Source organism: Falsiroseomonas sp., from assembly GCF_051859025.1.
Lineage (GTDB): Bacteria > Pseudomonadota > Alphaproteobacteria > Acetobacterales > Acetobacteraceae > Falsiroseomonas.
The window spans coordinates 107,791-131,756 of record NZ_JBHYGL010000005.1 but is presented as its reverse complement, the minus strand read 5'-3'; the positions used below and the strand labels follow the sequence as shown (position 1 = coordinate 131,756).

Below are 23,966 nucleotides of genomic sequence, written 5' to 3'. Positions count from 1 at the left end.
CTGCTGGAAGCGGGCACAACGGCAGGGAGCGCCAAGCGTTCCGCCTCAGCCCCGCCGCTCATCCTCCACCCGGTTCCGAAGCGTCCGTTCCGGCAGCCCCAAAGTCACCAGGAAGGCCGCCGTCATCACCACGCCGCTCAGCGCGAAGCACCCCGTCAGCGCCGTGCGGTAGGCCAGCGCCATCGCCCCCTGTTCCGCGGCACTCACCGCCAGCGCCGCCTGCTCGGTCAGTTGCGCCAGGCTCTTGCCCTGCCCCGCCGCCGTGATCGCCAGGCTATGCGCCATGATGGTGCCGGATGTCGCCACCCCCAGCGCGCCGCCCAGCGACCGCATGAAGGCCATCGTCCCCGTCGCTGCCCCCACCTCCCGGTGGTCCACCGCGTTCTGCACCGCGGTCGTCAGATTCGGCATGCCCATGCCCATCCCAAGGCCCAAGGTCAGCAGGGACAGAAGAAAGACCCAGGCCGGCGCCGCCACCCAGGCGAACAGGCCGAGCGAGGCCAGCGCCACCGCCTCCAGCCCCAGCCCCGCCAGCAGGAAGGGCTTGGTCCGCCCGACGCGGGACACGATCCGCCCGCCGAGGATCGAGGTCAGCAACATGCCCCCGACCTGCGGCACCAGCATCGCCCCCGCCTCCGCCGGCTGCATGCCGAGCACGAGCTGGAAATAAAGCGGCAGGAAGACGGTCGATCCCATCATGGCGAAGACCATCATGCCGCCCACCGCGACGCCCCGCGCATAGACGGGGTTGCGGAACAGGGCGAGGCGAACCAGCGGCTCCGGCGCCACGCTCTCCCGCCACAGGAACAGCGCGGCCAGCGCGAAGGTTGCCCCCGCCATCGCCGCCGTCTGCCAGGACGCCCAGGGGAATTCCGTGCCGCCCCAGGCCAGCAGCAGCAGCAGCGCCGCCGTGGCGCCGGCCAGCAGCAGCGCGCCCAGATGGTCCACCGGCCGCGCCACGCCGCCGGACGGCCTGGCGCGCAGCCCGATGGACAGCATCACCAGCGCCAGCACCGCGATCGGGACATTCACGTAGAAGACCCAGCGCCAGGACAGGGTCTGGGTGATGAAGCCGCCCACCAGCGGGCCCGCCACGCTCGCCAGGCCGAAGGTGCCGCTGAACAGCCCCTGGTAGCGCGGCCGCTGCCGGGGCGGCACCACATCCGCCACCATCGCCTGCGCCAGCACCATCAGCCCGCCGGCACCCAGCCCCTGCAGCGCGCGGAAGCCGATCAACTGCCCCATGGTCTGCGCCGCGCCGCTCATCACCGAACCGCCCAGGAACAGCGCGATGGCGATGAAGAACAGACGCCTCCGCCCATAGAGGTCCGACATCTTGCCATAGAGCGGCGTGGTGGTCGTGGAGGTCAGCATGAAGGCCGTGACCACCCAGGACAGATGCGCCATGCCGCCGAGGTCGGCGGCCATGCGCGGCAGCGCGGTATTGACGATGTTCTGGTCCAGCGCCGCCAGCAGCATCGCCAGCAGCGCCCCGGCCAGCACGATCCGCAACTGCGTCGGCGTCACATCGGGCCGGGTCTCGGCCCCCGGGGTTGCCGCCGGCGGGGCCGCAGGCCTGCTCGCTTCGTTCACCACGATTCCTTCGGCAACTCTGTGCCCGGCACCCCATGCCTATCGCACCAGGGAGGGCGGTGAAAGCACGCCAGGGCGCGCCGTTCCGCGGGACGGATGACGCACGGGTTAAGTCTGGGATAGAAACTTCTTCGGAGGGGCCGGGACGACCCGGCCCCAGGAGGAAACCCGATGCAACGACGCATGCTGCTGGCCGCCGGCGCGGCCGCACTCGCCACGCCTGCCATCGCCCAGCAAGGGACCGCCCAGGGAAGCACCTGGCCCGGCACCCGCCAGATCCGCCTCCTCATCACCTATCCACCCGGCGGCACCACGGATTTCGTCGCCAGGCTCTACGCCCAGACGCTGGCAGCGCAGACCGGCGGCAATTTCGTGGTGGACAACCGCAGCGGCGGCGGCGGCGTGGTCGGCTGGACCAATGTCGTGCGCAGCGCGAATGACGGCACGACCCTGCTGCTGACCGACAATTCCCTGGCCACCGCGCCGCCGCTCTACCCCAATCTCGGCTTCGACATCCGGCAGGATTTCACGCCGGTCTCGCTGCTGGTGGACTACCCGACGGTCTTCGTCGTGCCCGGCAATTCGCCGGTGAGGACGCTGCGGGAATACGTCGACAGCGTGCGCGGCAAGCCGGCGGACGCCAATTTCTACGGGTCGATGGGCGCCGGTTCGTCGCCGCATCTCTACACGGAATACCTTCAGGACATCGCCAGCATCCGCATGACCCATGTGCCCTATCGCGGCATGGGTCCGGCCTTCGCGGATCTGCTGGCGGGGCGCATCGGCCTGCTGATCGCCGCGCCCGCGACGGTGATGGGCGCCATCGCCGATGGCCGCGCGCGCGCCATCGCCATCGGCACCACCGGCGGGCGCATCCCGGGCCTGGCGGATGTCCCGACCGCGAAGGAACAGGGCTTCGACTTCACCTATTCCTTCTGGTACGGCCTGCTCGGCCCGCGCGGCATGGACCCTGCCCTGGTCGCCACCATCAAGGCCGAATGCGACAAGGTGCTGGCCAATCCGGAAATCCGCGCCCGCTTCATCCAGCAGGGCGCCACCCCCGTGGCGGGCGACGGCGCGGCACTCCGCGCCGTGATGGACAGCGACCTGGAACGCTGGAGCGAGGTGGTCCGCGCCAAGGGCATCAAGCTGGAATAGGTTGCGTCGGGCCGGATCAAGGAATATATTCCAGCCATCATCGCCCCAGCCACGCCCACCCCTCCTCCTCTCCGATAGGGGGAGGATGGCCTTCGCACCGCCCCCGGCCATGCCGGAAACGGTGCTAAAAGTGCTAAAGAGGCTAAAAGCCTGGTATTTCTAAAGTCGTTCCCTGAACGAGTGTTCAGCTCCCGATCTCGCCCCCGTCCCGCTTGACGATGGCGATGACGGAGGGCCTTGGCGGGCGCCCGGCCTCGAAATCCGGCCAGCGGGTGGAGGGGTTCTCATAGGTGCTGCCGGTATCCTCCCCGGGGTGCTGGATCGCCAGGAACAAGGTCCTGTCATCCGGCGTGAAGCAGGGGCCGCAGACCTCCGCCCCCGTGGGTGCCTGGTAGAAGCAGCGCGTCAGGCCGCGGCCATGGCCGCCGGTATCCGCGGCCCAGATGCCATCCGCGATGCCGGCGAATTCCGGCGCGCCATCGGTCGCGATCCAGGCGCGGCCCTTGCTGTCGAAGGCGATGTTGTCGGGGCAGGACAGCCAGCCATGGTCGCTGGTGGCGCGGTGGTATTGCGTGCCGGGATCGACGCCGGGCTTGCCCGCGGCGATGAACACCGCCCACCGCCCCTCGGTCGCCGAGTGATCGACACGGCCAGTGCCGGCGCCGGGGGGGATCACCTCCACCACATGGCCATGCATGTTGGCCGCCCGAGGGTTGGCCGGCCCCACCTGCTGCGCGGTGCGGCGGCTGTTGTTGGTGAGCATGACGTAGACGCGGCCGTTCACGGGATTGGTCTCCACGTCTTCGGGCCGGTCCATCGGCGTGGCGCCGAGCAAATCCGCCGCGCGCCGCGCCTCGATCACCACATCCGCCTGGCTGTGGAAACCGTTCGCCGCATTCAGCGGGCCTTCGCCATGCGTCAGGGCGAGCCAGCGCATGCGGCCCTGTTCCTCGAACTTCGCCACATACAGCGTGCCCTCATCCATCAGGTCGCGGTTGGCAGCGCGGTCGTTGGGGTTGAAGGGTCGCGCGGTGACGAATTTGTAGAGGTACTCGAAGCGCTCATCATCGCCCATGTAGAAGGCCACGCGCCCATCGCTGCCGATCGCGTGGGTCGCGCCCTCATGCTTGAAGCGGCCGAGTGCGGTGCGCTTCACCGGAACGCTGGTGGGATCATAGGGATCGTATTCCACCACCCAGCCGAAGCGGTTCGGCTCGTTCGGTTCGCGGTCCAGGTTGAAGCGCTCGAAGTGGCGGAACCAGGCGTAGCTGGGCTCCGCGATGATTCCGTAGCGGCGATAGGTCGCGGTCTCCGCGCCCGTCGTCGCGGCGGCACCGCCGAAGTAGTTGTTGAAGTTCTCCTCCGCCGTGATGACGGTGCCCCAGGGCGTGTTGCCGCCGGCGCAATTGTTCAGCGTGCCCAGCACGCTTGTGCCCGTCGCATCCGCATTGGTGCGAAGCCGCGCATGGCCCGCCGCCGGACCGCTGATGCGCATCGGCGTGTTCATGGTGATGCGGCGATTCATCGCGCCGCCCGGTACGCTCTTCCACGTGCCGTTCTCGCGCTTCACCTCCACCACGCTCATGCCATGCGCCTCGATCTCCACCGCCGCCTGAAGCGCGGTGGTGCGCCCGCGCGCGGCGCGGCCTTCGCCGATGCCGGCGAACATCAGGTTGGTGTTGGTGTATTCGTGGTTCACGCAGAGCAAGCCATGGTCGCTGTTGCGGCTGCCCGCGGGCAGGGGCCAGAAGTCGAGGTAGTCGCAATTATAGCCGAACTGCCGCGCCTGCCCGGCCGCCGTCTGCGCCATCGGGTCATAGGCGGGCGCGCCTTCCAGCACCGGGTCGCCCCAGCGGATTACCGTCTGCGCCTCATACCCCTCCGCCACCGCGTGATGCTGGCTGAGCTGGTGGCGCAGTTCCGGGAAGGTCAGCGTCGATGGCCCGCCGCGTTCCGGCACCCGCAGCGGCTGCGCCCCCGCTGGCGCCACCGCCGCAAGGGCCACCGCCGCGCCGATCGCGCCCCGCCGCGTCAGACGCGCCGCGATGATGTCGCCCATCGGCCGCCCCGGCGCCGGATTGCTGCCGATGTCCTCGAGCTCGATCTCGTCATCCACTGCTCGTTCCCCCATGTGTCACGAAACTGTCACATCGGGCGCCGAGGTCGCGGCAGTCGTCAAGCCTCAACCGCCGATGGCACCACCGGCGTTGCGCGTGATCGCCACCAGCGCGCTGCGCGGCGGCAGGCGGTTGTCGAAGGCGGGCCAGCGCGTCGCCGGGCGGTCGAAGCTCGCCCCGGGCTCCGCGCCAGGGGTGCGCACCACGACCAGCGCCGCATCGCCTTCCGGAGTCGGCGCGACGCCGCCAATGGCCCCGCCCCGCGGCGCGGCATGGATCGGCAGCGGCACCGCGCGGCCGGGGCCATCGAGGTCGCAGGCGAAGGCCATGTCGGGCGCGCTGCCGGGCCGCCCGGCGCGGTCCGTGCCGATCCAGCACCGCCCGCGCGCATCCACGGCGAGCGTCGCCGGGAATCGCGGCACGGCGCTGTTGGCCGGCATGTCGCGGCCATAGCGCCCGCCCTCGCTGGCATCGCCCGCCAGGAACAGCACGCGCGCCGCCATGCGCGCGCCGGCGGGATCGCCGGTGATCTCGATGATCTGGCCGGGATGGGCACCAGGCCGAGGGTTCAGCGCATCCACCCGCGCCTCCCCCCGGGTGGTGCCAGCGCGGCAGGCCAGCAGCAGGCGCTGGCGGCGCGGGTCCATGGCGAGCGCCGCCGGCGTGTCGAAGGGCGTCGCCCCCGCAGCCTCCGCCGCCAGGGCCGGCGCCATCAGCGCGCCCTCCCCCAACGGGCGCCAGGTGATGGCCTCGCCCTCCGCCCGCGCGACGGCAAGCTGCCCGGCCTCCAGCGCCTCGCCCTCCATCGCCTTCGCCCCCGAGACGAAGCGATAGAGGAAGCCCATCGGCCGTCCATCGGCCAGGAAGACGACGGCGCGGCCATCATCGGTGACGGTCGCCGCCACCGCCTGCGCGCCGATCCGCCCCAGCGCGCCGCGCTTCACCGGCACGCTCTGCGGGTCCAGCGCATCCACTTCCGCCACCCAGCCGAAATGCCGCCCGTCCCGGAACCGGGGATCGAGGTCTTGCAACCGCGCGAGCCAGGAAGCCGGGTCCTGTTCCGCCAGCAGCAGCGTGCCCCAGGGCGTCGCCGTGCCCGCAGCGGGGCCGAGCAAGCCCACCACGCCACCCCCCAGCGCCACCGGCCCACCCATGCGACACAGGGTGGAGGTGCCGAGCCGGCGGCTCTGGAACCCGCCATCCACCAGCACCCAGCGCCCGCTTTGGCGTTCCAGGTTGAGGAGCGAGGCGCCCGACATCGCCGCCGCCACCGCCGGCCGGTCACGGCCACCGGGGAAGGCCAGCAGGGGATCGACCTCCGGGTGCACCACGGCCACGACAAGGCGCGCCACGCCATCCGCGCCCATCGGCGGCGCGAGGATGCCCGCCAGCCGCGCATCCCAGCCGAACTGCCCGGCGACGCCATCGGCGGTCGGGTTGCGCGGTTCCCACGGCGCGGCATCGAAGGTCACGCGGTCGCCCCAGCGCACCAGCACGTCCCGCCGGTTGCCGGGCGCCACCCAGTCATCCGGCCGCAGTGGCGGCATCGTGGGCGGCAGGTCGAGCGTCGTGACCTGCGCCCGCGCCGGCAGGCTAAGAGCCGCGGGCGCGGCCAGCAGCAGGCGGCGGCCGATCATGGAACGGCGGTGGCCCCGGGCGGCGGGGCATGCACCGTCACGGGCGGCGCCTCGCCCGGCCAAGCCTCGATCTGCACCAGGCAGGATTGCGCGGCCGATCCCTGGCCGAGGCGCGAGGTCCCGATATCCGCCGTCAGCACATTGGCATTGCCGTGGATGCAGGCCGCATCGGTGGCGCCGGGTGTGGCCGGGTTCCACCAGGCGCCCGTCGCCATCGCCACCACGCCGGGGCGGATATCCGCCGTGACGCGCAGCCCCGCCGCCACCGCGCCGCGCGCATTGAAGACGCGCACGATTTGGCCATCCGTGAGCCCCCGCGCCGCGGCATCGTCCGGGTGCATGCGGATGGGCTCCCGCCCCTGGATCTTGTCCGCCGCCGCGACCGGGCCGCTATCCAGCTGCCCATGCAGCCGGGTGGCGGGCTGGAAGGACAGCATGTGCAGCGGGAACTGCTTGGCGAGCGGGGAGCCCAGGTATTCCGTGGGCTCCATCCACACCGCATGGCCCGGCGTCTCGGCATAGCCGAAGGACGAAATGGTCTCGGAGAAGATCTCGACCTTGCCGGAGGGTGTGTTCAGCGGGTTGGCGTCCGGGTCAGCGGCGAATTCCGCGAACTGGACATAGTCCTGCTCCGGCGCGGGAATCTCGACGAAGCCTTCGGCCCAGAAACGCTCGAAATCCGGCACCTCGATCCCCTGCGCGGCGCAGGCCTGGCGCCAGCGGCCGTACAGGTGCCGCAGCCAGGCGCCCTCATCCCGCTGTTCCGTGAACTGTGCCCGGAAGCCCGCGGCATCGGCGAGGTCGGCGAGGATATCGACGTCGTTCCTTGCCTGGCCTACGGGCGGGATCGCCTGGTGCATGGCGCGGACATAGCGGTCGCGGGACGCGCTGCCGATGTCGTTGCGTTCCAGCGTCGTCGTCGCCGGCAGCACGATATCGGCGTGGCGCGCGACGGAGGTCCACCAGGGTTCCTGCACCACGACCGTATCCGCGCGGTTCCAGGCCCGCAGCAGGCGGCCGAGGTCCTGGTGGTGGTGGAAGGGGTTTCCGCCCGCCCACCAGATCAGCCGGATATCGGGCAGCAGCAGGTCGCGGCCATTGTATTGCAGGATCTCGCCCGGCCGCTCCAGCAGCTCCGTCACCCGCGCCACGGGGATATAGGCGCCGCAGGGGTTGCGCACGGCGGGGCCGGCGACGGAGGGCACCTCATGCCGGGGCGTCCCCATCCCGTTCATGGAGCCATAGCCGAAGGCGATCCCCTGCCCCGGCTTGCCGATGCCGCCCAGCAGCGCCGCGAAGGCGGTCAGCGCCCACCAGGGCTGCTCGCCATGCTCGGCGCGCTGGATGGACCAGGTGGCGGTGCACATGGTGGGGGCGCCGGCGGCCTCCATCGCCAGGCGGCGGATGGTCTCCGCCGGCACCTCGGTGATCGCCGCCGCCCATTCCGGCGTCTTGGCCACGTCGTCCGTCGCGCCCAGCACGTAGTCGCGGAAGCGGTCGTACCCCACGGTGTAGCGCGCGAGGAAATCCGCATCCTCCCGCCCCGCGGTGATGACCACATGCGCCATGGCGAACATCATCGCCGCATCGGTATTCGGCCGGATCGGCACCCATTCCGCGCCGAGGAAATCCCCCACATCGCCCTTGAAGGGGGAGATGTTGACGAAGCGCACGCCCGCCGCAACCGCCGCCTTCATCAGCGGCACATATTCATGCCCGCCCGCGCCGCCGGACGTCACCAGCCCGTTCTTCAGCGGCAGCCCGCCGAAGCACAGCATCAGCTTCGTGTGCTTGCGGATACTGCCCCAATCCGTGACGGGGCCCTGGATGACCTCATTCGTGCCCAGCACATGGGGCATCAGCGTCATGCCCGCGCCGTAGGAATAGTTCGTCACCTGCGCCGTGAAGCCGCCGCCCATGCCCAGGAACCGGTGCAGTTGCGTCCGCGCATGGTGGTAGCGGCCGGCGGAGGACCAGCCATAGGACCCGCCGAGGATCGAGGCATGGCCGTGTTCGCTGCGCACCCGCGCGGATTCCTCCGCCACCAGCCGGACCACCTGGTCCCACGCCATCGGCACGAAATCATCGCCGCCGCGGGACGATCCGCGCCGTTCGCCGCGCAGCCAGCCCGCGCGGACATAGGGCCGGTCGATCCGCGCCTTGCCGTGCACAGCTTCCGGCATCGACTGCAGCAGCGATCCCGGGAAGGGGTCGCCGGCGAAGGGCCGCGCTTCCACCAGGCGGCCGTTTTCGACCACGGCCTCGAAGGAACCCCAGTGGGAGCCGTGCGGCTTGATCTCGGTCATGTGAACTCTCCGGCCACTCGGCGGCTGAACGGGGGTCAAAATGCGACGAAGACCTGCCCGCCGCAACCATGGCGGGCGTCACGGCAGATGACGCGGGGCGAATGGCGTTCTAGCATCCCGGGGACGCCAGTTGAGGAAGATGCAATCCATGACCCCGCCCGCCACGCCGGTCCGGAATTCCAACGCGGAACGCGACATCGCGAACGTCCTGCACCCGTATACCGACCACCGCGCGCATGCCAAGAACGGCCCGCTGGTGATCGCCCGCGGCGAAGGCGTGAAGGTGTGGGACGACCAGGGCAAGGAATACATCGAGGCCGTGGCCGGCCTCTGGTGCGCATCCCTCGGCTTCTCCAACCATCGGCTTGCCGAGGTTGCCTATGAGCAGATGAAGAAGCTGCCCTTCTACCACGCCTTCACCGCCAAGTCGCATGAGCCGCTGATCGACCTCAGCGAGATGCTGATCGAGCGCGCGCCCTGCGCGATGTCCAAGGTGTTCTACGCAAACAGCGGGTCCGAGGCGAACGACACCGCCATCAAGATGGTCTGGTACTACAACAACGCCATCGGCAAGCCCGAGAAGAAGAAGATCATCAGCCGCCTGAAGGCATACCACGGCATCACCATCGCCAGCGGGTCGCTGACCGGCCTGCCGGCCAACCACAAGATGTTCGACCTGCCCGTCGGCGATCGCTTCATCCATGTCTCGACCCCGCACCACTACCACGGCGCCAAGCCCGGCGAGTCCGAGGCGGATTTCGCCACGCGCCTGGCGCAGGAGCTGGAGGATACGATCCTGCGGGAGGGGCCGGAGACGGTCGCCGCCTTCTTCGCGGAGCCCGTGATGGGCGCCGGCGGCGTGATGGTTCCGCCCGCCACCTATTTCGACAAGATCCAGGCGGTTCTGCGGAAGTACGACGTGCTGTTCGTAGCGGACGAGGTCATCTGCGGCTTCGGCCGCACCGGCAACTACTGGGGCTGCCAGACCTATTCCATCACGCCCGACATCATCACCTGCGCCAAGGCGCTGAGCGCATCCTTCCTGCCGATCTCCGCCGTCATCATCAATGACCGCGTCTTCCAGGGCCTGGCGGATGGCTCCTCCACCATCGGCACCTGGGGCCATGGCTTCACCTATTCGGGCCACCCCGTCGCCGCCGCCGTCGCGCTGGAGACGCTGAAGATCTACGACGAGCTGAACATCGTCGAGCACGTCAACAAGGTCGGCGCCCATATGCAGGCGAAGCTGCGGGAGCGCTTCGAGGGCCATCCGCTGGTCGGCGAAGTGCGCGGCATCGGCATGGTCGCCGCCATGGAACTGGTCGCCGACAAGGGTGCGAAGAAGAACTTCGAGCCCTCCGCCAAGGTCGGCCCGCGCCTGGCCAAGCTGGGCGAGGCCGAGGGCGTCATCCTGCGCGGCCTGGCCAATGACACCATCGCCTTCTCGCCCCCCCTCATCATGAACGCCGATGAGGTCGATGAGATGGTGGATCGCACGGGCCGGGCGCTGGACAGCCTGGCCGTCCAGCTGCGCCGCGAAAGCCTGACGGTCGTCTGAGGGCGACCCCCTCACCCAACCCTCTCCCTACCCTCTCCCCCTGGCCGGGGGAGAGGGCTTTCCGGGTTTGCCGCTTCGTTAACCCGCCCGCGCCAGATTGCCCCTGCGACAGCAGAAGGCAGCGCATCCATGGCGGCAGGAAGCCCATCCTCGCGAGGCGGGTCTTTCCGGGACATCACCGGGCAGGACATCCGCATCAAGGCCATCGACATCGGCGCCAACCCGATCGATGGCGACCCGCCCTACGCCGGCCTGCTCCGCGCCGGGCAGGCGGAGGTGGTGGGGTTCGAGCCCGATGCCGCGGCGCTTTCCACGCTGAACGCCCGCAAGGGCCCGCATGAACGCTACTTCCCTCATGCCGTCGGCGATGGTGGCCGCCACACGCTGCGGGTCTGCCAGGCGCCCGGCATGACATCCCTGCTGGAGCCCGACCCCGCCACGCTGAACCTGTTCCATGGGTTTCCCGATTGGGGCCGGGTGCTGGACCGGGTGGAACTCGACACCGTGCGCCTGGACGATGTGCCGGAAACCGCGGGCGCGGACCTGCTGAAGCTCGACATCCAGGGCGCGGAATTGATGGTGCTGCGCCATGCGGAGGCGCGGCTGCGCGATGCGCTGGTGGTGCAGGCGGAGGTCGAGTTCCTGCCGCTCTACAAGGACCAGCCGCTATTCGGCGATGTGGACGCCTTCCTGCGCGGCCAGGGCTTCGCCTTCCACCGCTTCTTCCCGCTCAACAGCCGGGTGATGAGCCCGATGGTCGTCGGCGGCAGCCCCTATGCCGGGCTCAGCCAGATGGTCTGGGCGGATGCCATCTTCATCCGGGACCTGACCAGGCTGGACGCGCTGCCGGACCGCGCCCTGCTGGCGATGGCGACGATCCTGCATGATTGCTACGCATCGGCCGATGCCGCGCTGCGCCTGCTGATGGAGCATGACCGGCGGCAGCAGGGCGGGCTGGCGGGGCGATATCTCGGCGCCCTTTAGCCCTCCGCCACCGCGCCTTCCGCCAGCATCGCCGCGCGCAGGTCCGGCCACAGCGGCACCTTCTCCCCGGTGTCGTTGCGCGTGACCACGCAGATGGCGCGGCCGGTGCAGCGCGCCACGCCATCCCGCCACATCGCATAGTCATGGATGAAGGAGGTGCGGCGGAAGGACACCACGCGGCTGCCCAGCACCACCTTCTCCCCGAACCCGGCCGCGCGGTGGTACTTCGCCTCGATCTGCGCCACCACCGGCCCGGGGCGGGTGGGGGAGATCGGCAGGCCGGTCAGCGCCTGCCAGTGCTGGATGCGCATATCCTCGAAGATCGTCAGGTAGGCCGCGTGGTTGACGTGGCCATAGAGGTCGCATTCGGACCAGCGGATCACGTGATCCCGCATCAGGGGCCAGGTTTCGTCCATCACGCCTCCTCCGGCGAAAGCGATCCAGACCCCGGCTCCGCCGGCACGGGCCTTGGCTTCCGTGCCTCATCGATGGCGACGAAGGTGAAGACCGCCTCCGTCACCAGGAACATCTCATCCTCCGACCGCTCCCGCCGCCAGGCCTCCACCTCGATGCGCATGGAGGTGCGGCCGACGGAGACGATGCCGGCATAGATGCTGACCTCATCGCCGACGACGACGGGCCGGTGGAACTTCATGCCGTCCACGGCGATGGTCGCGACGCGGCCGCGGGCGCGGCGGCCGGCCGCGTTGCCGGCGGCCAAATCCATCAGCCCCATCAGCCAGCCACCGAAGATGTCGCCGGACGGGTTGGCATCCGCCGGCATGGCTGTCGTGCGCAGCTTGAGTTCAGCCGGCGAGGGCGGCGTCCTATTCGGCCCGGATGTTAGCGGCACGCACCACGCCTCCCCACAATTCACGATCGGCAGCGATGCGGCGATCCATTGTCGCCCCATCCTCGAACAGCGGCACCAGGCCCATGGCTTCCAGCCTGGTGCGGAAGCCGGGATCGGCGACAGCGGCGGCGGTGCCGCGTTCCCACCGCCCGCGGCCTTCCGCGGTCATGCCACGGGGGCCACAGAGGCCGAACCAGGTGTAGCTCTCCACCCCCGGCAGCGTGGCGCTGATGGGCGGCACGTTCGGGAACAGCGGCACGGGGCGGCTATCCCCCAGCGCCAGCAGGCGCAGATCGCCGTCCTGGATCTGCTTCGTGACGTCGCCGAGGCTCACCATCATGAAGTCGGCGCGGCCCGCGATGACGTCGAGCAGCGCGGGCGCGGCGCCGCGATAGGGCACATGCACCATCTCCGCCGGTGCGCGCAGGCCGATCAGCGCACCGCCGAGATGCGGCGCGGACCCCACGCCGACGCTGGCATAGGAGACGGCGGAGGGACGCGCCCTCGCGGCGTCCACCAGTTGGGCCAGCGACCGGTAGGGCGACTGCGCCCCCACCACCAGGCCGTAGGGGGACAGCGCGAAGAGGGCGACGCCGGCGAGGTCGGTGCGCGGGTCGATCGGCAGGCGCGCGCCCGGCAGTTCCGGCGCGATGGCCAGCATGGACATGACGCAGAGCACGACGGCGGAGCCATCCGTGGGGCCGCGCGCCACCTGTTCGGCGGCGATGAAACCCGTGGCGCCGGTCCGCGTCTCCACCACCGGGCGGGCGCCGAGCGCGGGGCCGGAGAGGTCCGCCAGCAGCCTGGCGACGATGTCGGCGGTGCCGCCTGGCGCGAAGCCGTTCACCAGCCGGGGTGGGGATTGCGCCGCCGCCGAAAGCGACAATGTGGCCATGACGGCGATAGCAAGCAGGCGACGCAGCATCGGGAGCCTCCTCCGCAGGAGTCCGGGCGCAGGTTGCGCCTCCAGGATTCCCACAGCATAGCGTGCACCGCGACATGGCGATCGTCCACTTCATCACCCACCCCGACGTCCATGTTGACCCTGGGACCCCCGTGCCGGAATGGCACCTCTCCGCCCGGGGCATCCACCGCGCGCTGGCGATGCTGGAACAGCCGTGGTTGCGCCCCCTGACCAGCCTCTTCAGCAGCGCGGAACGCAAGGCCGTGGATACCGCCGCGATCCTGGCGGCGGGGACGGGCCTTGATGTGATGGTGCTGGAGGCCCTGCACGAGAACGACCGCAGCGCCACCGGCTACCTCCCCGGCCCGGAATTCGAGGCGATGGCGGACGCCTTCTTCGCGCGGCCTGGGGAAAGCGTGCGCGGCTGGGAACGCGCCGTGGACGCGCAGGCGCGGATCGTCGCGGCGGTGGAACGCGTGCTGGCGATGGCGCCGCCGGGCGATATCGGCATCGTCGCCCATGGCGCCGTCGGCGCGCTGCTGCTGTGCCGGCTGAAGGGCGTGCCGATCAGCCGGGCGGAGGACCAGCCCGGCCGCGGCGGCGGCAATGTCTTCGCCTTCGATCGCGCCAGCCATGCGCTGCTGCATGGCTGGCAACCGATCGACGGGCAATAGGCCACGCTTCCGTCCCCCCGCCGCCCCCGTTACCGTCCCGGCATCGCACCGAGGACGCCGCCATGCCCCGCCATCCGCTTGATCCGCTGACGCCGGACGAAATCCGCCAGGCCGCGGCGCTGGTGCGCGCCGCGCATGACCTCGGCGCGGGGATGATGTTCGAGACGATCAGCCTGGCCGAACCCTCCAAGGCGGAACTGCGCGCGGATACGCCGCCGCCACGCCGCGCCTTCGTCTGCGCCTTCGACCGGCGGGATGGCCGGGTGTTCGAGGGCGTGGTGGATGTGACGGCCGGCGCGATCCTGTCCTGGCGGCACATCCCGGGCGTGCGGCCGCGCATCCTGTTCGACGACATCGAGTTGGTCGGCCGCGTCGCGCGCGCCGATCCCGGCTTCCAGGCGGCGCTGGCGCGGCGCGGCATCCCGGATATCGGGCTGGTGCAGGTGGACCCCTGGTCCGCCGGGAATTACGGCCTGCCGGATGAGGAAGGGCGGCGCCTGTCCCACACATTCTGCTGGCTGCGCACATCGCCCGACGACAACGCCTATGCCCACCCCATCGAGGGTCTCTGCGCCGTCATCGACCTGGACCGGGCGGCGGTGCTGCGGATCGACGACCATGGCGATGCCCCGATCCCGATGCGGGATTCGAACTACGCGGCGGCGTTCCGCACCAGCTTCCGTGACGACATCAGGCCGCTGGAGATCATCCAGCCGGACGGCCCCTCGTTCACGGTGGAGGGGCAGCAGGTGCGCTGGCAGAAATGGCGCTTCCGCGTCGGCTTCAACGCCCGCGAAGGCCTGGTGCTGCATGATCTGGCCTATGAGGACCAGGGCCGCCTGCGCCCCGTGATGCATCGCGGCGCGCTGTCGGAGATGGTGGTGCCCTACGCCCATCCCGGCGGCGGACACTTCCGCAAGAACGCCTTCGACGTTGGGGAATACGGGATCGGCGTGCTGGCCAATTCACTGACGCTGGGCTGCGACTGCCTCGGCGCCATCCACTACTTCGATGGCTGGCTCGCGGACAGCAAGGGCGATCCCTATTGCATCCCCAACGCGATCTGCCTGCATGAGGAGGATCACGGCATCCTCTGGAAACACACCGACCTGCATACCGGCAAGGTGGAGGTGCGGCGCGCAAGGCGGCTGGTGCTGTCCTCCATCTCCACCATCGGCAACTACGAATACGGGTCCTTCTGGTATCTCCACCAGGACGGGTCCATCCACTTCGAGATCAAGGCGACCGGCATCATGAACACCGCGGGCCTGAAGCCGGGGGAGCAGCCGCGCTACGGCACCATGGTGGCGCCGGGCGTATACGCCCACCTGCATCAGCACGTCTTCAACATGCGGCTCGACATGGATGTCGACGGGGAAGCGAACCGCGTCGTGGAGGTCGATACCATCGGCCTGCCGATGGGGCCGGAGAACCCGCATGGCAACGCCTTCGTGCTGCGGGAGACGGTGCTGGAACGCGAGCAGAAGGCGCAGCGAAACGTGGATTTTCATAAGATGCGTGGCTGGCGGGTGGAAAGCGCCACGGCCCGCAACGGCATGGGCAGCCCCACCGCCTATCGCCTGGTCGTGCAGAACCCCCTGCCCACCTTCTCGGCGCCCGAGGCCAGCGTGACGAAGCGCGCCGCCTTCATGACCCGGCAGCTCTGGGTCACGGCCTTCGATGCAGAGGAGATGTTCGCCGCGGGCCGCTACCCCAACCAGTCCAGCGGCGGCGATGGCCTGCCGGCCTGGACGGCGGCGGACCGGCCGCTCGTCGATGCCGATCTGGTCCTCTGGCACAGCTTCGGCCTGCACCACGTCCCGCGGCCGGAGGATTTCCCGGTCCAGCCCGTCATCACCGCCGGCTTCGCCCTGCATCCCGAGGGCTTCTTCGACGAGAACCCGGCGCTGGACGTGCCGCCGAGCCGCAGTGCGAAGAGCTGCTGCGTCGGCTAGCCCCGCGGGGCAGCCATGCAACGAAACTATGTCAGCCCCTCTTACCGTTCCTAAAAGAACGCGGCATGGTAGGGAACGCGCAAGGAAACGCTGGAGGACTCGCCTGATGAGCAATTTCCCGATCACCCGGACCAGCTCGCCCAAGGCGAAGCCCGCCGATGAGACCCTGTCCTTCGGCAAGGTCCTGACCGACCACATGTTCCTGATGAACTACGACGAGGGCCAGGGCTGGCATTCCCCGCGCATCGAGCCCTATGGGCCCCTCAGCCTCGACCCCGCGACCAGCGTGCTGCATTACGGCCAGGCGATCTTCGATGGCCTCAAAGCCTTCCGCGGGGAGGACGGCCAGATCCGCCTGTTCCGCGCCGACCGTCATGCGGAGCGCTTCAACCGATCCGCCCGCATCATGTGCATGCCGGAAGTGCCGGTGGACATCATCCGCCAGAGCTTCGACGCGCTGGTCGGCGTGGATGCGGATTGGGTGCCGCGAAAGGCCGGCACCTCGCTCTATCTCCGCCCCACCATCATCGCGACCGATGTGATGCTGGGCGTGCATCCCGCGCACAGCTACCTGTATTTCCTGATCCTGTCGCCGGTCGGCAGCTACTATAAGGAAGGCGTGAAGCCGGTCCGCATCCTGGCATCCGACAGCCATGTGCGCGCGGTGCGCGGCGGCACGGGTGAGGCGAAGACGGCGGCGAACTACGCGCAGTCGCTCTCCGGCCAGCAGGATGCCGCCGCCGCGGGGTACACCCAGGTGCTCTACCTCGATGGCGTGCACCGGCAGTACCTGGACGAGGTCGGGACCATGAACATCATGGTCCGCATCGGGGATGAGGTGATCACCCCCCCGCTGGCCGGCACCATCCTGGATGGCGTGACCCGCGCCTCCACCCTCCAGCTCATGCGGGACTGGGGCCTCAAGGTTTCCGAACGCCCCATCACCATCGATGAGGTGATGGCCGCCGGCCGCGACGGGACGCTGAAGGAAATGTGGGGCACGGGCACCGCGGCCGTCGTCTCCCCGGTCGGCACCCTCGGCTACAAGGGGGAGGATGTGCTGATCAATGGCGGCGTGACGGGGGAGCTGACGCAGAAGCTCTACGACAGCATCGTCGGCATCCAGTATGGGCGCACCAACGACGCGCATGGCTGGACCAGCGTCGTGCCGGTCGGCTGAGCCGGACGGGGGGCGGCGACGCCCCCGTAGAGACCGTTTGAGAACACCGGCGGGTCGGTTTCGCTGGGCTTTTCCGCGCTGGGTGCGTCTCCGGCCTGGCCGATGCAACCAGCATCGGCGGCGTCCGGCTCCTGCCCAGCACGAAAAATCCCTCGCGAACCCTCAGCCGCCGGCATTCTCAAGCGGTCTCTTACCCCGCCGGCAGCAGAAGCCGCATGGTCATGGCGCCGTCGGCGCCGCCGGTGCTGGTCAGGCTGCCGCCGTGGCGTTCGGCCAGGCGGCGGGCGATGGCGAAGCGCAGATCCTCCTGCGTCCGTGCGAAATCGGATAGCGCGGCGGCGGGATGATCCGGCGCGGCATCGCCACTACGGACGGCGAAGCTGGCCTCTACCATCCCGGCCGGCATCCCGACCGGCATCCCCGCCACCATCCCCACCGGGGCAGGCTGCACCGCCAGCACCACGGTCGCACCCGCCGGCGCCCAGGCCAGCGCGCTATCGGCGCAGAGGTCGATGACGCGCCGCAGATCATTCGGCAGGCAGCGCACCAGGATGCCGGCATCCCCCTCCACCACCAGTTCCGCCTCCGGCGGCGGGTCGCGGCGCCGCAGCCGCTGCGCGAGCCGCGCCATGGCGAGGGAGAGGTCGAGCGGCGCAGCCTGCTGGTCCGGCGGGCTGGCATCGGTGCGGTGCAGTTCCTCGACCAGGGCCACAGCCTCCACCGCGCGCTGCACGCCGTCCTGCAGCATGGCCATGTCGTCCCGCGCCGCCTGGTCCTCCAGCGTGCCGCCGCGCAGCTTCAGCAAATCCGCCCCGCCGGCGATGGCGTGCAGCGGCGTGCGCAGCGCGTGGGAGATGGCGTGCATCTCCCGCCGCAGGGCTTCCGCCGGGGCGAAGCCGACCGGCATCTCGGAAAGCCGGCCCTCGGCACCGCCGAGCAGCCGCTCCATCTCGGCCCGGGCGCGCTCGGCCTCCTCCGTCCGCCGCAGCAGGTCCAGGCGCTGGGCGCCATCGGCACGGCGGGACCGGGCGCGGGCCAAAGCGCGGTCCGCGGCTTCGGAGGCAGCGTCCACCGTGAAGGGCTTGGGCAGGAAGTCAAAGACGTGCAGCCGGATGGCGGCCGCGGCGTCCTGCACCGTGGCGTGGCCGGTGATGACCACGACCTCGATCGCCGCCTCGTCCGGCCTTCCCGTCATGATCTGCTGGGCAAGCTTGAGGCCATCCTCCCCCGGCATGCGGATATCGGTGATGACCACGCCGATATCGTCCCGCCCCGCCATCACGGCGCGGGCCTGCGCCGCCGAATGGGCGGTCAGCACGGCATGGCCGCTGAGCTCCAGCCCCTCCGCCAGGTTCAGGACGATATCCTCGTCATCATCGACGACCAGGACGGAGAGCGCGGGCTGTCCGGGGTTCGCGGCGGACGCCATCAGCGCTGGCAATCCGGGCGGATCGGGCCGCACCAGCCCCTCGGCACTCGGGACGGGATCATGCAGGGACATTGGCACGCGCCAGGAGGCCGGGACAGGCTTCGAATCGAAAGGAGCTTGCGGCCGGCATGGTCAGGCCGCGCAGCCAGCGGGATCAGGCGGGGCAATACGGGGCATGGGATACATGGGGAGCTTTGATACGCGATCAGGCAGTATCTGCCGCCGCACTTAACCGTGCATGAACCGGGGCCCGAATGGCCCGGCAGGCCACCTTGCCGAATTCCTGTCTTCCGCCCCCTGCTTCCCCGCGTTAGTCCTCCGCCGCCCCGCCCGGACCCCCGGCGGGCGAGTCCGCAACACCGGCCGGGATGAATGCATGACGATCGGGATCGAGATGGGACGCGCGCCGAATGGGGAAGCCGCGACGCTCGACCTGGAGGAACTGCTGTCCACCCGCCTGCTGGTCCAGGGCAATTCGGGGTCCGGCAAATCCCACCTGCTGCGGCGCCTGCTGGAGCAATCCGCCCCCTGGGTTCAGCAGGTGGTGGTGGACCCGGAGGGCGATTTCGTCACCCTCGCCGACAAGCACGGCCATCTGGTGATTGAGGCCGAGGACCACACCGAGGCCGCCCTGGCCCGGGTGGCGGAGCGTGTGCGGCGCCATCGCGTCTCCGTCGTGCTGAACCTGGAGGGGGTGGAGGTCGAGGCCCAGCTGCGCTGCGCCGCGGCCTTCCTGAACGGGCTGTTCGATGTGGACCGCGACGCCTGGACCCCCCTGATGGTGGTGGTGGACGAGGCACAGCTTTTCGCCCCCGCCATGGCCGGCGATGTGTCGGATGAGGCAAGGCGGTCGGCGCTGGCGGCCATGACCAATCTGATGTGCCGTGGCCGGAAGCGCGGCCTGGCGGGCGTGATCGCCACCCAGCGCCTGGCGAAGCTCGCCAAGAACGTGGCGGCGGAGGCGTCCAACTTCATGATGGGGCGTACCTTCCTCGACATCGACATGGCGCGCGCGGCGGACCTGCTGGGCATGGAGCGGCGCCAGGCGGAAATGTTCCGCGACCTGCAGCGGGGGAATTTCGTGGCGCTCGGCCCGGCCGTGTCCCGCCGCCCGCTGCCGATCCGCATCGGCAGCGTCGAGACGGCGTCCCGTTCCGCCGGCCCGGCCCTGGTGCCGCCCCCGGTGGCGAGTGCCGAGGAAGCGCGTGACCTGATCCTGAAGGCTCCGCAGGATGAGGCCCCCCGCCCCGCCCCCGTGCGCCGCGCCCCGAAGCCGCCGATGCCGGACATCCTGGTCCAACTGTCGCAATACCGCCCGCCCGCGGCGGCGGAGGCGGCGGAGCCCCCGCCCCCGCCCACGGCCGAGCAGCAGGAGGACCGGCGACGCCGGATGGACGCCATCCTCCGCCAGGTGCTGGGCGATGGGGATTCGGCCTTCCGCCCGGCCAGCGTGCTCTACCAGGATTTCCTGGTGCGGCTGCGCATCCATGAGGTCGAGGGTCCGCCGGACCTGCCCGCCTTCCGGCGCATGCTCTCCACCGCCCGCGCCGGCATCGACCCCGATGTGGCCGAAGGCGAGGCCTGGCAGAGCGCGGTGGCGCGGGCGGATTCGCTGCCGGAGGATTCGCAGGGCGTCTACCTGCTGCTGGCCCGCTCGGCGCTGGATGGCCTGCCCTGCCCCTCCGACGCCACCATCGCGCGCGCCTATGGCAGCCACTCCCTCGGCCGCGCGCGGCGCCTGCTGGCCTATATGGAGGAGCGCAAGGCCATCGTACTGCGGGCGGAGCGCGGCGGGCGGCGCGTGGTGGCGATGGTGGGGCTCGGCTGGGAAACCGCGCCGGGCGACCCCGATGGCCCCGCGGAGGATGCCGCCGCGGCGTAAGGCCAGCCCCCCCATGGCAGGACCGGCGGCCGCCCCCGGCGGCCGAGGCCGCGAAGGCGGCCCGCCGCCCATGCGGCGAAGCCAAGCGGCCGGAGGCCGCGCCCGGCATCTGAGGGCACGCACAGCTGGCCCCCCTTTCTCACCTCGTCCCGCCGGCCCAGACTGCGCGGCATGACGGGCAAGGAGGCGCCGGCGATGGCGCAATCGGTGGGCAGCAACGGCTTTCCCCTGGGGCTTGAGAAATCGCCGGCCACAGGCACGCGCGGCGTGGTGGCGACCAACCATCCCATGGCCTCCGCCGCCGGCGCGGAAGTGCTGCTGGCCGGGGGCAATGCCGTCGATGCCGCCATCGCCGCGCTGTTTGCGCTGACGGTGGTGGAGCCGATGATGGTCGGCCTGACCGGCGGTGGCGTCTGCCACCTGCGGATGGCCGATGGGCGGCACAAGGTGGTGGACGGCTTGAGCACCGCGCCCGCCGCGGCGACGCCCACGATATACACCCCCGCCCCCGGTTCGGCGCCGGAGGAGCGGGAGACGGTAGGCCGCGCGAATGCCATCGGCGCGCTCTCCGTCGCCGTGCCGGCGGCACTGCGCGCCTGGTGCGTGACGCTCGCGGAATACGGCACCTGGCCGCTGGCGGATGTGATGGCGCCGGCGATCCGCCTGGCGAGCGAGGGTTTCCGCGTAACGCCCTACCTCTCCGATTCCATCGGGGATGCGGCGGCGGATCTGGCGCGGGACCCGGACCTGGCGGCGCGGTTCCTGGCCGGTGGCGGGAAGCCCGCGGTGGGGTCGAAGCTGGTGCAGGGCGCCTATGCGGAGACGCTGCGCTGCGTGGCGCGGGAAGGCGATGCGGCGCTGCATGGGGACGGGTCGCTCGGCGGCGTCGTCGCCGATGCCATCGCGAGGATGGGCGGCATCATCACGCGGGATGATCTGCGCGCCAGCCGGCCGATCCGGCGCGACCCGATCGGCGGCGCCTATCGCGGCTACGACGTCTTCGCGCCGCCGCCCCCGGCATCCGCCGGCGTGCATGTCGCGCAGATGCTGAACGTGCTGGAAGGCTTCGACTTTGCGGGCCTCGGCTTCGGCACGGTGGAAGGTTTCCACCTGGTGGCGGAGGCGCTGAAGATGGCCTTCGCCGACCGATCCGCCGCGACGGCAGACCCGGATTTCGTGAAGGTGCCGGTGGCGCATCTGACATCGAAGGAATACGCGGCGCTGCGGCGCGCGGAGATCGACATGGGCGCGGCGAAGGCGTGGTCCGCGCATCCGTCCCTGATGGAATCCAACTGCACGACGCATGTCACCGTCGCCGACTCTCACGGCAACATCGTCGCCACCACCCAGACCATCAACGCGCTATTCGGCGCCCGCATCGCCATCCCCGGCACGGGGCTGATCTGCAACAACTACATGCATAATTTCGACCCGCGGCCGGGCTTCGCGCTCTCCGTCGAGGCGGGGAAGCGCGTCTATACCTCCATGGCACCAACCATCGCGCTGAAGGATGGGAAGCCCGCCTTCGCGCTCGGCCTGCCGGGTGGCTTGCGCATCTTCACCTCCGCCTTCCAAGCCGTGCTGAACCTGATCGACCACGGCATGACGCCGCAGCAGGCGGTGGAGGCGCCTCGTATCTGGACGCAGGGCCAGGCACTGGAACTGGAACCTGCCGTGCCGGCGGAAGTCGCGGATGCGCTGGTTGCGCGCGGGCACAGGGTGCAGCGCGTGCGCACGATCGGCGGCGGCATGAATGCCATCGTCTTCAACCCCGATGGATCGATGACCGGCGCCGCCTGCTGGCGCGCCGATGGTTCGGTGGTGGCGCTGGGCGGCGGGCTTGCCCGCGCCGGCATCCGCTTTTCCGCCGACGCCCCTGTTCTCTGAGGAAAGACCCGATGACCACGAAGATCGCCCTGCTGCAGCCCATCGCCGGCGAGATGGCCGACATCATCCAATCCCTGCTGCCCGAGGGCTTCACCGCATCGGCGGTAAAGGGTCGCAGCGTGGAGGACCTGAAGGCCGAGGTCGCCGACGCCACCTACGCGCTGTGGTGGGACGTGCCCGTGCCGGCGGAGGTGCTGGCGGCGGGGCCGAAGCTGAAGCTGGTCCACAAATGGGGCGTGGGGATCGACAATATCGACCTCGACTACTGCCGCGCCCATGGCATCAAGGTGGCGCGCACCACGGGCAGCAATGCGGCGCCCGTCGCCGACTTCACCATCGGGCTGATGCTGGCCCTCGCGCGCCGCATCGTGCCCGCGCACAACAGCACGGCGGCCGGCGGCTGGGCCAAGAACGAGGTCTGGAAGCAGTCCATCATGGTGTCCGGCAAAACCGTCGGCATCATCGGCCTCGGCGCCATCGGCAAGGGCGTGGCGAAGCGCCTCCAGGGCTTCGATTGCCGCGTGCTCTACTACAGCCGCACGCAACTGCCCGCGGAGCAGGAGAAGGCGCTGGGCGTCGAATACCGCACGCTGGACGCGCTGCTGCCGGAGGTGGACATCCTGTCGCTGAACTGCCCGCTGACGCCGGAGACGGCGAAGATGATCGACGCCCGCGCCTTCGCGAAGATGAAGCGCGGCGCGCTGCTCATCAACGTGGCGCGCGGCGGCGTGGTGGTGGAGGCCGATTTGGTGGCGGCGCTGAAGGACGGCACGCTGCGCGGCGCGGCAGTGGACGTGTTCGACCAGGAACCGCCGCCCGCCGACCATCCGCTGCTGCACATGGACAATGTGATCGTCACGCCGCACTGCGCCTCCACCGCCTATGAGAACAGCCGGCGGAGCATCCAGCATTGGCTGGGCAACATGATGCGGGTGGAGAAGGGCGAAGCGATCCCGGAGCAGGATCGCGTGGTGGACTGAAGATTCGCTTCCTCCCCCGCCAGCGCGGGGGAGGAAGCCAGCGGGTTATTGCTTCGCGTAGTGGTGGCAGAAACCGGCGCCGATTTCCGTCAGGCGGTCGGCGATCAGCTTGCCGGATTCCGCGCTGCACAGGCGCGGATCGCCGGTGCCGAGGCCGTTGGGGCTCACGGCATCGTATTCGATGGGGACAGTGACTTCCGCGCCATCGAAGTTCAGCGCACCCCAGCCGCTGAAGGGCAGGCCCAGCGCCTCGGGCTTCCCGCTACGGGGTTCCGGCACCAGATCGCCGCGGATGCGCTCGGGGTACAGATGCATGCACAGGCTGGTCAGCGGATCGGCGCCGTGGCTGGAGACCGCCTTCGCCTTCTCGGCGCCCAGCAGCTTCGGCATCTCCGCATAGGCGATGCGCCACAGGTACAGCGCCGGGATCACCAGGCCGGTCTTGTGCATCACCGCGCGCGTCGCTTCGTTGACGACGGTGACGTTGCCGCCATGGCCGTTGATGACGACCAGCTTCGTCAGCTTGTGGCGCAGCAGTTCCGCGAAGACTTCGTCGAGAACAGCGCGGAAGGTGGCGGCGGACAGCGCGATGCCGCCCGGCATGGGACCGAAGAAATCGCCCTTGCCGAAGGGCAGCACAGGCGCCACGACGGTGCGCGTGCCTTCCGCCGTGGCGCGCAGCGCGATCAGCTCCGCCATCTTCTCCGCCAGGAAGTAATCGCCCATCGGCGCATGCGGACCCTGATCCTCATGGCTGCCCATGGGCAGCAGGATCACCGGGTTCTGGGCATAGAGGGCACGGGCCTCCCCGCCCGTGATCTCCCCCATGCGGACCTTGGTCGGCGATACTGTCGTCATCTGGCTATTCC

The 23,966-nt window shown here is 70.1% G+C and carries 18 protein-coding genes; 9 read left to right on the top strand and 9 right to left on the bottom strand.

Translation table 11 applies throughout. From position 1 onward, the window contains the following. Window positions 1-45 precede the first annotated feature (45 nt). Window positions 46-1,593, bottom strand: a complete 1,548-nt coding sequence (locus ACTIE5_RS08235; RefSeq protein WP_439549212.1) for an MDR family MFS transporter — start codon at window positions 1,591-1,593, stop codon at window positions 46-48. Between the two features lie 171 nt (window positions 1,594-1,764). On the opposite strand from ACTIE5_RS08235, the gene ACTIE5_RS08230 reads away from it, so the two are divergent. Further along, the gene (locus ACTIE5_RS08230; RefSeq protein WP_439549211.1) at window positions 1,765-2,751 is read left to right on the top strand and encodes a Bug family tripartite tricarboxylate transporter substrate binding protein; all 987 of its coding nucleotides are present in this window, start codon (window positions 1,765-1,767) and stop codon (window positions 2,749-2,751) included. A gap of 184 nt (window positions 2,752-2,935) precedes the next feature. On the opposite strand, the gene ACTIE5_RS08225 is transcribed toward ACTIE5_RS08230, so the two are convergent. The 3 genes from ACTIE5_RS08225 to ACTIE5_RS08215 form a co-directional block, all read right to left on the bottom strand. After that, window positions 2,936-4,867, bottom strand: a complete 1,932-nt coding sequence (locus ACTIE5_RS08225) for a PhoX family protein (RefSeq protein WP_439549210.1) — start codon at window positions 4,865-4,867, stop codon at window positions 2,936-2,938. A 66-nt stretch (window positions 4,868-4,933) separates the two neighbouring features. Then, window positions 4,934-6,505: a PhoX family protein gene (locus ACTIE5_RS08220; protein ID WP_439549209.1), complete on the bottom strand. Its 1,572-nt coding sequence runs from the start codon at window positions 6,503-6,505 to the stop codon at window positions 4,934-4,936. Further along, window positions 6,502-8,811: a molybdopterin-dependent oxidoreductase gene (locus ACTIE5_RS08215; protein WP_439549208.1), complete on the bottom strand. Its 2,310-nt coding sequence runs from the start codon at window positions 8,809-8,811 to the stop codon at window positions 6,502-6,504. Before ACTIE5_RS08215 ends, ACTIE5_RS08220 begins: the two co-directional genes overlap by 4 nt. 148 nt (window positions 8,812-8,959) lie before the next feature. Between ACTIE5_RS08215 and ACTIE5_RS08210 the strand changes: the two genes are divergently transcribed. Together ACTIE5_RS08210 and ACTIE5_RS08205 are read left to right on the top strand one after the other, a co-directional pair. After that, complete coding sequence (locus ACTIE5_RS08210) at window positions 8,960-10,369, top strand: aspartate aminotransferase family protein (RefSeq protein WP_439549207.1); 1,410 nt, start codon at window positions 8,960-8,962, stop codon at window positions 10,367-10,369. Between the two features lie 129 nt (window positions 10,370-10,498). Next, window positions 10,499-11,353, top strand: coding sequence for an FkbM family methyltransferase (locus tag ACTIE5_RS08205; RefSeq protein ID WP_439549206.1), 855 nt, complete (start codon window positions 10,499-10,501; stop codon window positions 11,351-11,353). Here the strand turns inward: ACTIE5_RS08205 and ACTIE5_RS08200 are convergent. The 3 genes from ACTIE5_RS08200 to ACTIE5_RS08190 are packed head-to-tail and all read right to left on the bottom strand — an operon-like array spanning window position 11,350 to window position 13,131. Further along, entirely contained in the window at window positions 11,350-11,769 is a 420-nt protein-coding gene (locus tag ACTIE5_RS08200; protein WP_439549205.1) for an acyl-CoA thioesterase, read from the bottom strand. The two genes, ACTIE5_RS08205 and ACTIE5_RS08200, sit on opposite strands and share 4 nt — an antisense overlap. Continuing rightward, window positions 11,769-12,137: an acyl-CoA thioesterase gene (locus tag ACTIE5_RS08195; RefSeq protein ID WP_439549204.1), complete on the bottom strand. Its 369-nt coding sequence runs from the start codon at window positions 12,135-12,137 to the stop codon at window positions 11,769-11,771. The genes ACTIE5_RS08200 and ACTIE5_RS08195 overlap by 1 nt, the downstream gene beginning before the upstream one ends. 43 nt (window positions 12,138-12,180) lie before the next feature. After that, complete coding sequence (locus ACTIE5_RS08190; RefSeq protein ID WP_439549203.1) at window positions 12,181-13,131, bottom strand: Bug family tripartite tricarboxylate transporter substrate binding protein; 951 nt, start codon at window positions 13,129-13,131, stop codon at window positions 12,181-12,183. Window positions 13,132-13,205: 74 nt separating this feature from the next. Between ACTIE5_RS08190 and ACTIE5_RS08185 the strand changes: the two genes are divergently transcribed. The 3 genes from ACTIE5_RS08185 to ACTIE5_RS08175 all read left to right on the top strand — a co-directional run bounded on the left by ACTIE5_RS08185 (window position 13,206) and on the right by ACTIE5_RS08175 (window position 16,919). Then, entirely contained in the window at window positions 13,206-13,784 is a 579-nt protein-coding gene (locus ACTIE5_RS08185) for a histidine phosphatase family protein (protein WP_439549202.1), read from the top strand. Further along, the gene (locus ACTIE5_RS08180; RefSeq protein ID WP_439549236.1) at window positions 13,760-15,739 is read left to right on the top strand and encodes a primary-amine oxidase; all 1,980 of its coding nucleotides are present in this window, start codon (window positions 13,760-13,762) and stop codon (window positions 15,737-15,739) included. The genes ACTIE5_RS08185 and ACTIE5_RS08180 overlap by 25 nt, the downstream gene beginning before the upstream one ends. A 106-nt stretch (window positions 15,740-15,845) precedes the next feature. Beyond that, on the top strand, window positions 15,846-16,919 hold the full coding sequence (locus ACTIE5_RS08175; protein ID WP_439549201.1) for a branched-chain amino acid aminotransferase: 1,074 nt from the start codon (window positions 15,846-15,848) through the stop codon (window positions 16,917-16,919). A gap of 190 nt (window positions 16,920-17,109) precedes the next feature. Here ACTIE5_RS08175 and ACTIE5_RS08170 read toward each other — a convergent pair whose 3' ends face one another. Further along, window positions 17,110-18,348 (bottom strand): response regulator, encoded by a 1,239-nt coding sequence (locus ACTIE5_RS08170; protein WP_439549200.1) that lies wholly within the window; start codon window positions 18,346-18,348, stop codon window positions 17,110-17,112. Between the two features lie 376 nt (window positions 18,349-18,724). Here ACTIE5_RS08170 and ACTIE5_RS08165 point away from each other — a divergent pair, with 376 nt between their 5' ends. The 3 genes from ACTIE5_RS08165 (at window position 18,725) to ACTIE5_RS08155 (ending at window position 23,097) form a co-directional block, all read left to right on the top strand. Continuing rightward, entirely contained in the window at window positions 18,725-20,230 is a 1,506-nt protein-coding gene (locus ACTIE5_RS08165; RefSeq protein WP_439549199.1) for a helicase HerA domain-containing protein, read from the top strand. A 195-nt stretch (window positions 20,231-20,425) separates the two neighbouring features. Next, window positions 20,426-22,117 carry a gamma-glutamyltransferase gene (ggt, locus tag ACTIE5_RS08160; protein ID WP_439549198.1) on the top strand — a complete coding sequence of 564 codons (1,692 nt, stop codon included), beginning with the start codon at window positions 20,426-20,428 and terminating at the stop codon, window positions 22,115-22,117. A gap of 11 nt (window positions 22,118-22,128) precedes the next feature. Continuing rightward, a complete protein-coding gene (locus ACTIE5_RS08155; protein WP_439549197.1) occupies window positions 22,129-23,097 on the top strand; it encodes a 2-hydroxyacid dehydrogenase in 969 nt (322 codons plus the stop codon). Window positions 23,098-23,142: 45 nt separating this feature from the next. Here the strand turns inward: ACTIE5_RS08155 and ACTIE5_RS08150 are convergent, their stop codons facing one another. Beyond that, the gene (locus tag ACTIE5_RS08150) at window positions 23,143-23,955 is read right to left on the bottom strand and encodes a creatininase family protein (RefSeq protein ID WP_439549196.1); all 813 of its coding nucleotides are present in this window, start codon (window positions 23,953-23,955) and stop codon (window positions 23,143-23,145) included. Window positions 23,956-23,966 lie beyond the last annotated feature (11 nt).

Coding starts and splice junctions, on each gene's coding strand:
- ACTIE5_RS08230 (WP_439549211.1), top strand. CDS start 1,765: ATGCAACGACGCATGCTGCTGGCCGCCGGCGCGGCCGCACTCGCCACG.
- ACTIE5_RS08220 (WP_439549209.1), bottom strand. CDS start 6,505: ATGATCGGCCGCCGCCTGCTGCTGGCCGCGCCCGCGGCTCTTAGCCTG.
- ACTIE5_RS08215 (WP_439549208.1), bottom strand. CDS start 8,811: ATGACCGAGATCAAGCCGCACGGCTCCCACTGGGGTTCCTTCGAGGCC.
- ACTIE5_RS08210 (WP_439549207.1), top strand. CDS start 8,960: ATGACCCCGCCCGCCACGCCGGTCCGGAATTCCAACGCGGAACGCGAC.
- ACTIE5_RS08205 (WP_439549206.1), top strand. CDS start 10,499: ATGGCGGCAGGAAGCCCATCCTCGCGAGGCGGGTCTTTCCGGGACATC.
- ACTIE5_RS08200 (WP_439549205.1), bottom strand. CDS start 11,769: ATGGACGAAACCTGGCCCCTGATGCGGGATCACGTGATCCGCTGGTCC.
- ACTIE5_RS08195 (WP_439549204.1), bottom strand. CDS start 12,137: ATGCCGGCGGATGCCAACCCGTCCGGCGACATCTTCGGTGGCTGGCTG.
- ACTIE5_RS08190 (WP_439549203.1), bottom strand. CDS start 13,131: ATGCTGCGTCGCCTGCTTGCTATCGCCGTCATGGCCACATTGTCGCTT.
- ACTIE5_RS08185 (WP_439549202.1), top strand. CDS start 13,206: ATGGCGATCGTCCACTTCATCACCCACCCCGACGTCCATGTTGACCCT.
- ACTIE5_RS08175 (WP_439549201.1), top strand. CDS start 15,846: ATGAGCAATTTCCCGATCACCCGGACCAGCTCGCCCAAGGCGAAGCCC.
- ACTIE5_RS08170 (WP_439549200.1), bottom strand. CDS start 18,348: ATGGCGTCCGCCGCGAACCCCGGACAGCCCGCGCTCTCCGTCCTGGTC.
- ACTIE5_RS08165 (WP_439549199.1), top strand. CDS start 18,725: ATGACGATCGGGATCGAGATGGGACGCGCGCCGAATGGGGAAGCCGCG.
- ggt (WP_439549198.1), top strand. CDS start 20,426: ATGGCGCAATCGGTGGGCAGCAACGGCTTTCCCCTGGGGCTTGAGAAA.
- ACTIE5_RS08155 (WP_439549197.1), top strand. CDS start 22,129: ATGACCACGAAGATCGCCCTGCTGCAGCCCATCGCCGGCGAGATGGCC.
- ACTIE5_RS08150 (WP_439549196.1), bottom strand. CDS start 23,955: ATGACGACAGTATCGCCGACCAAGGTCCGCATGGGGGAGATCACGGGC.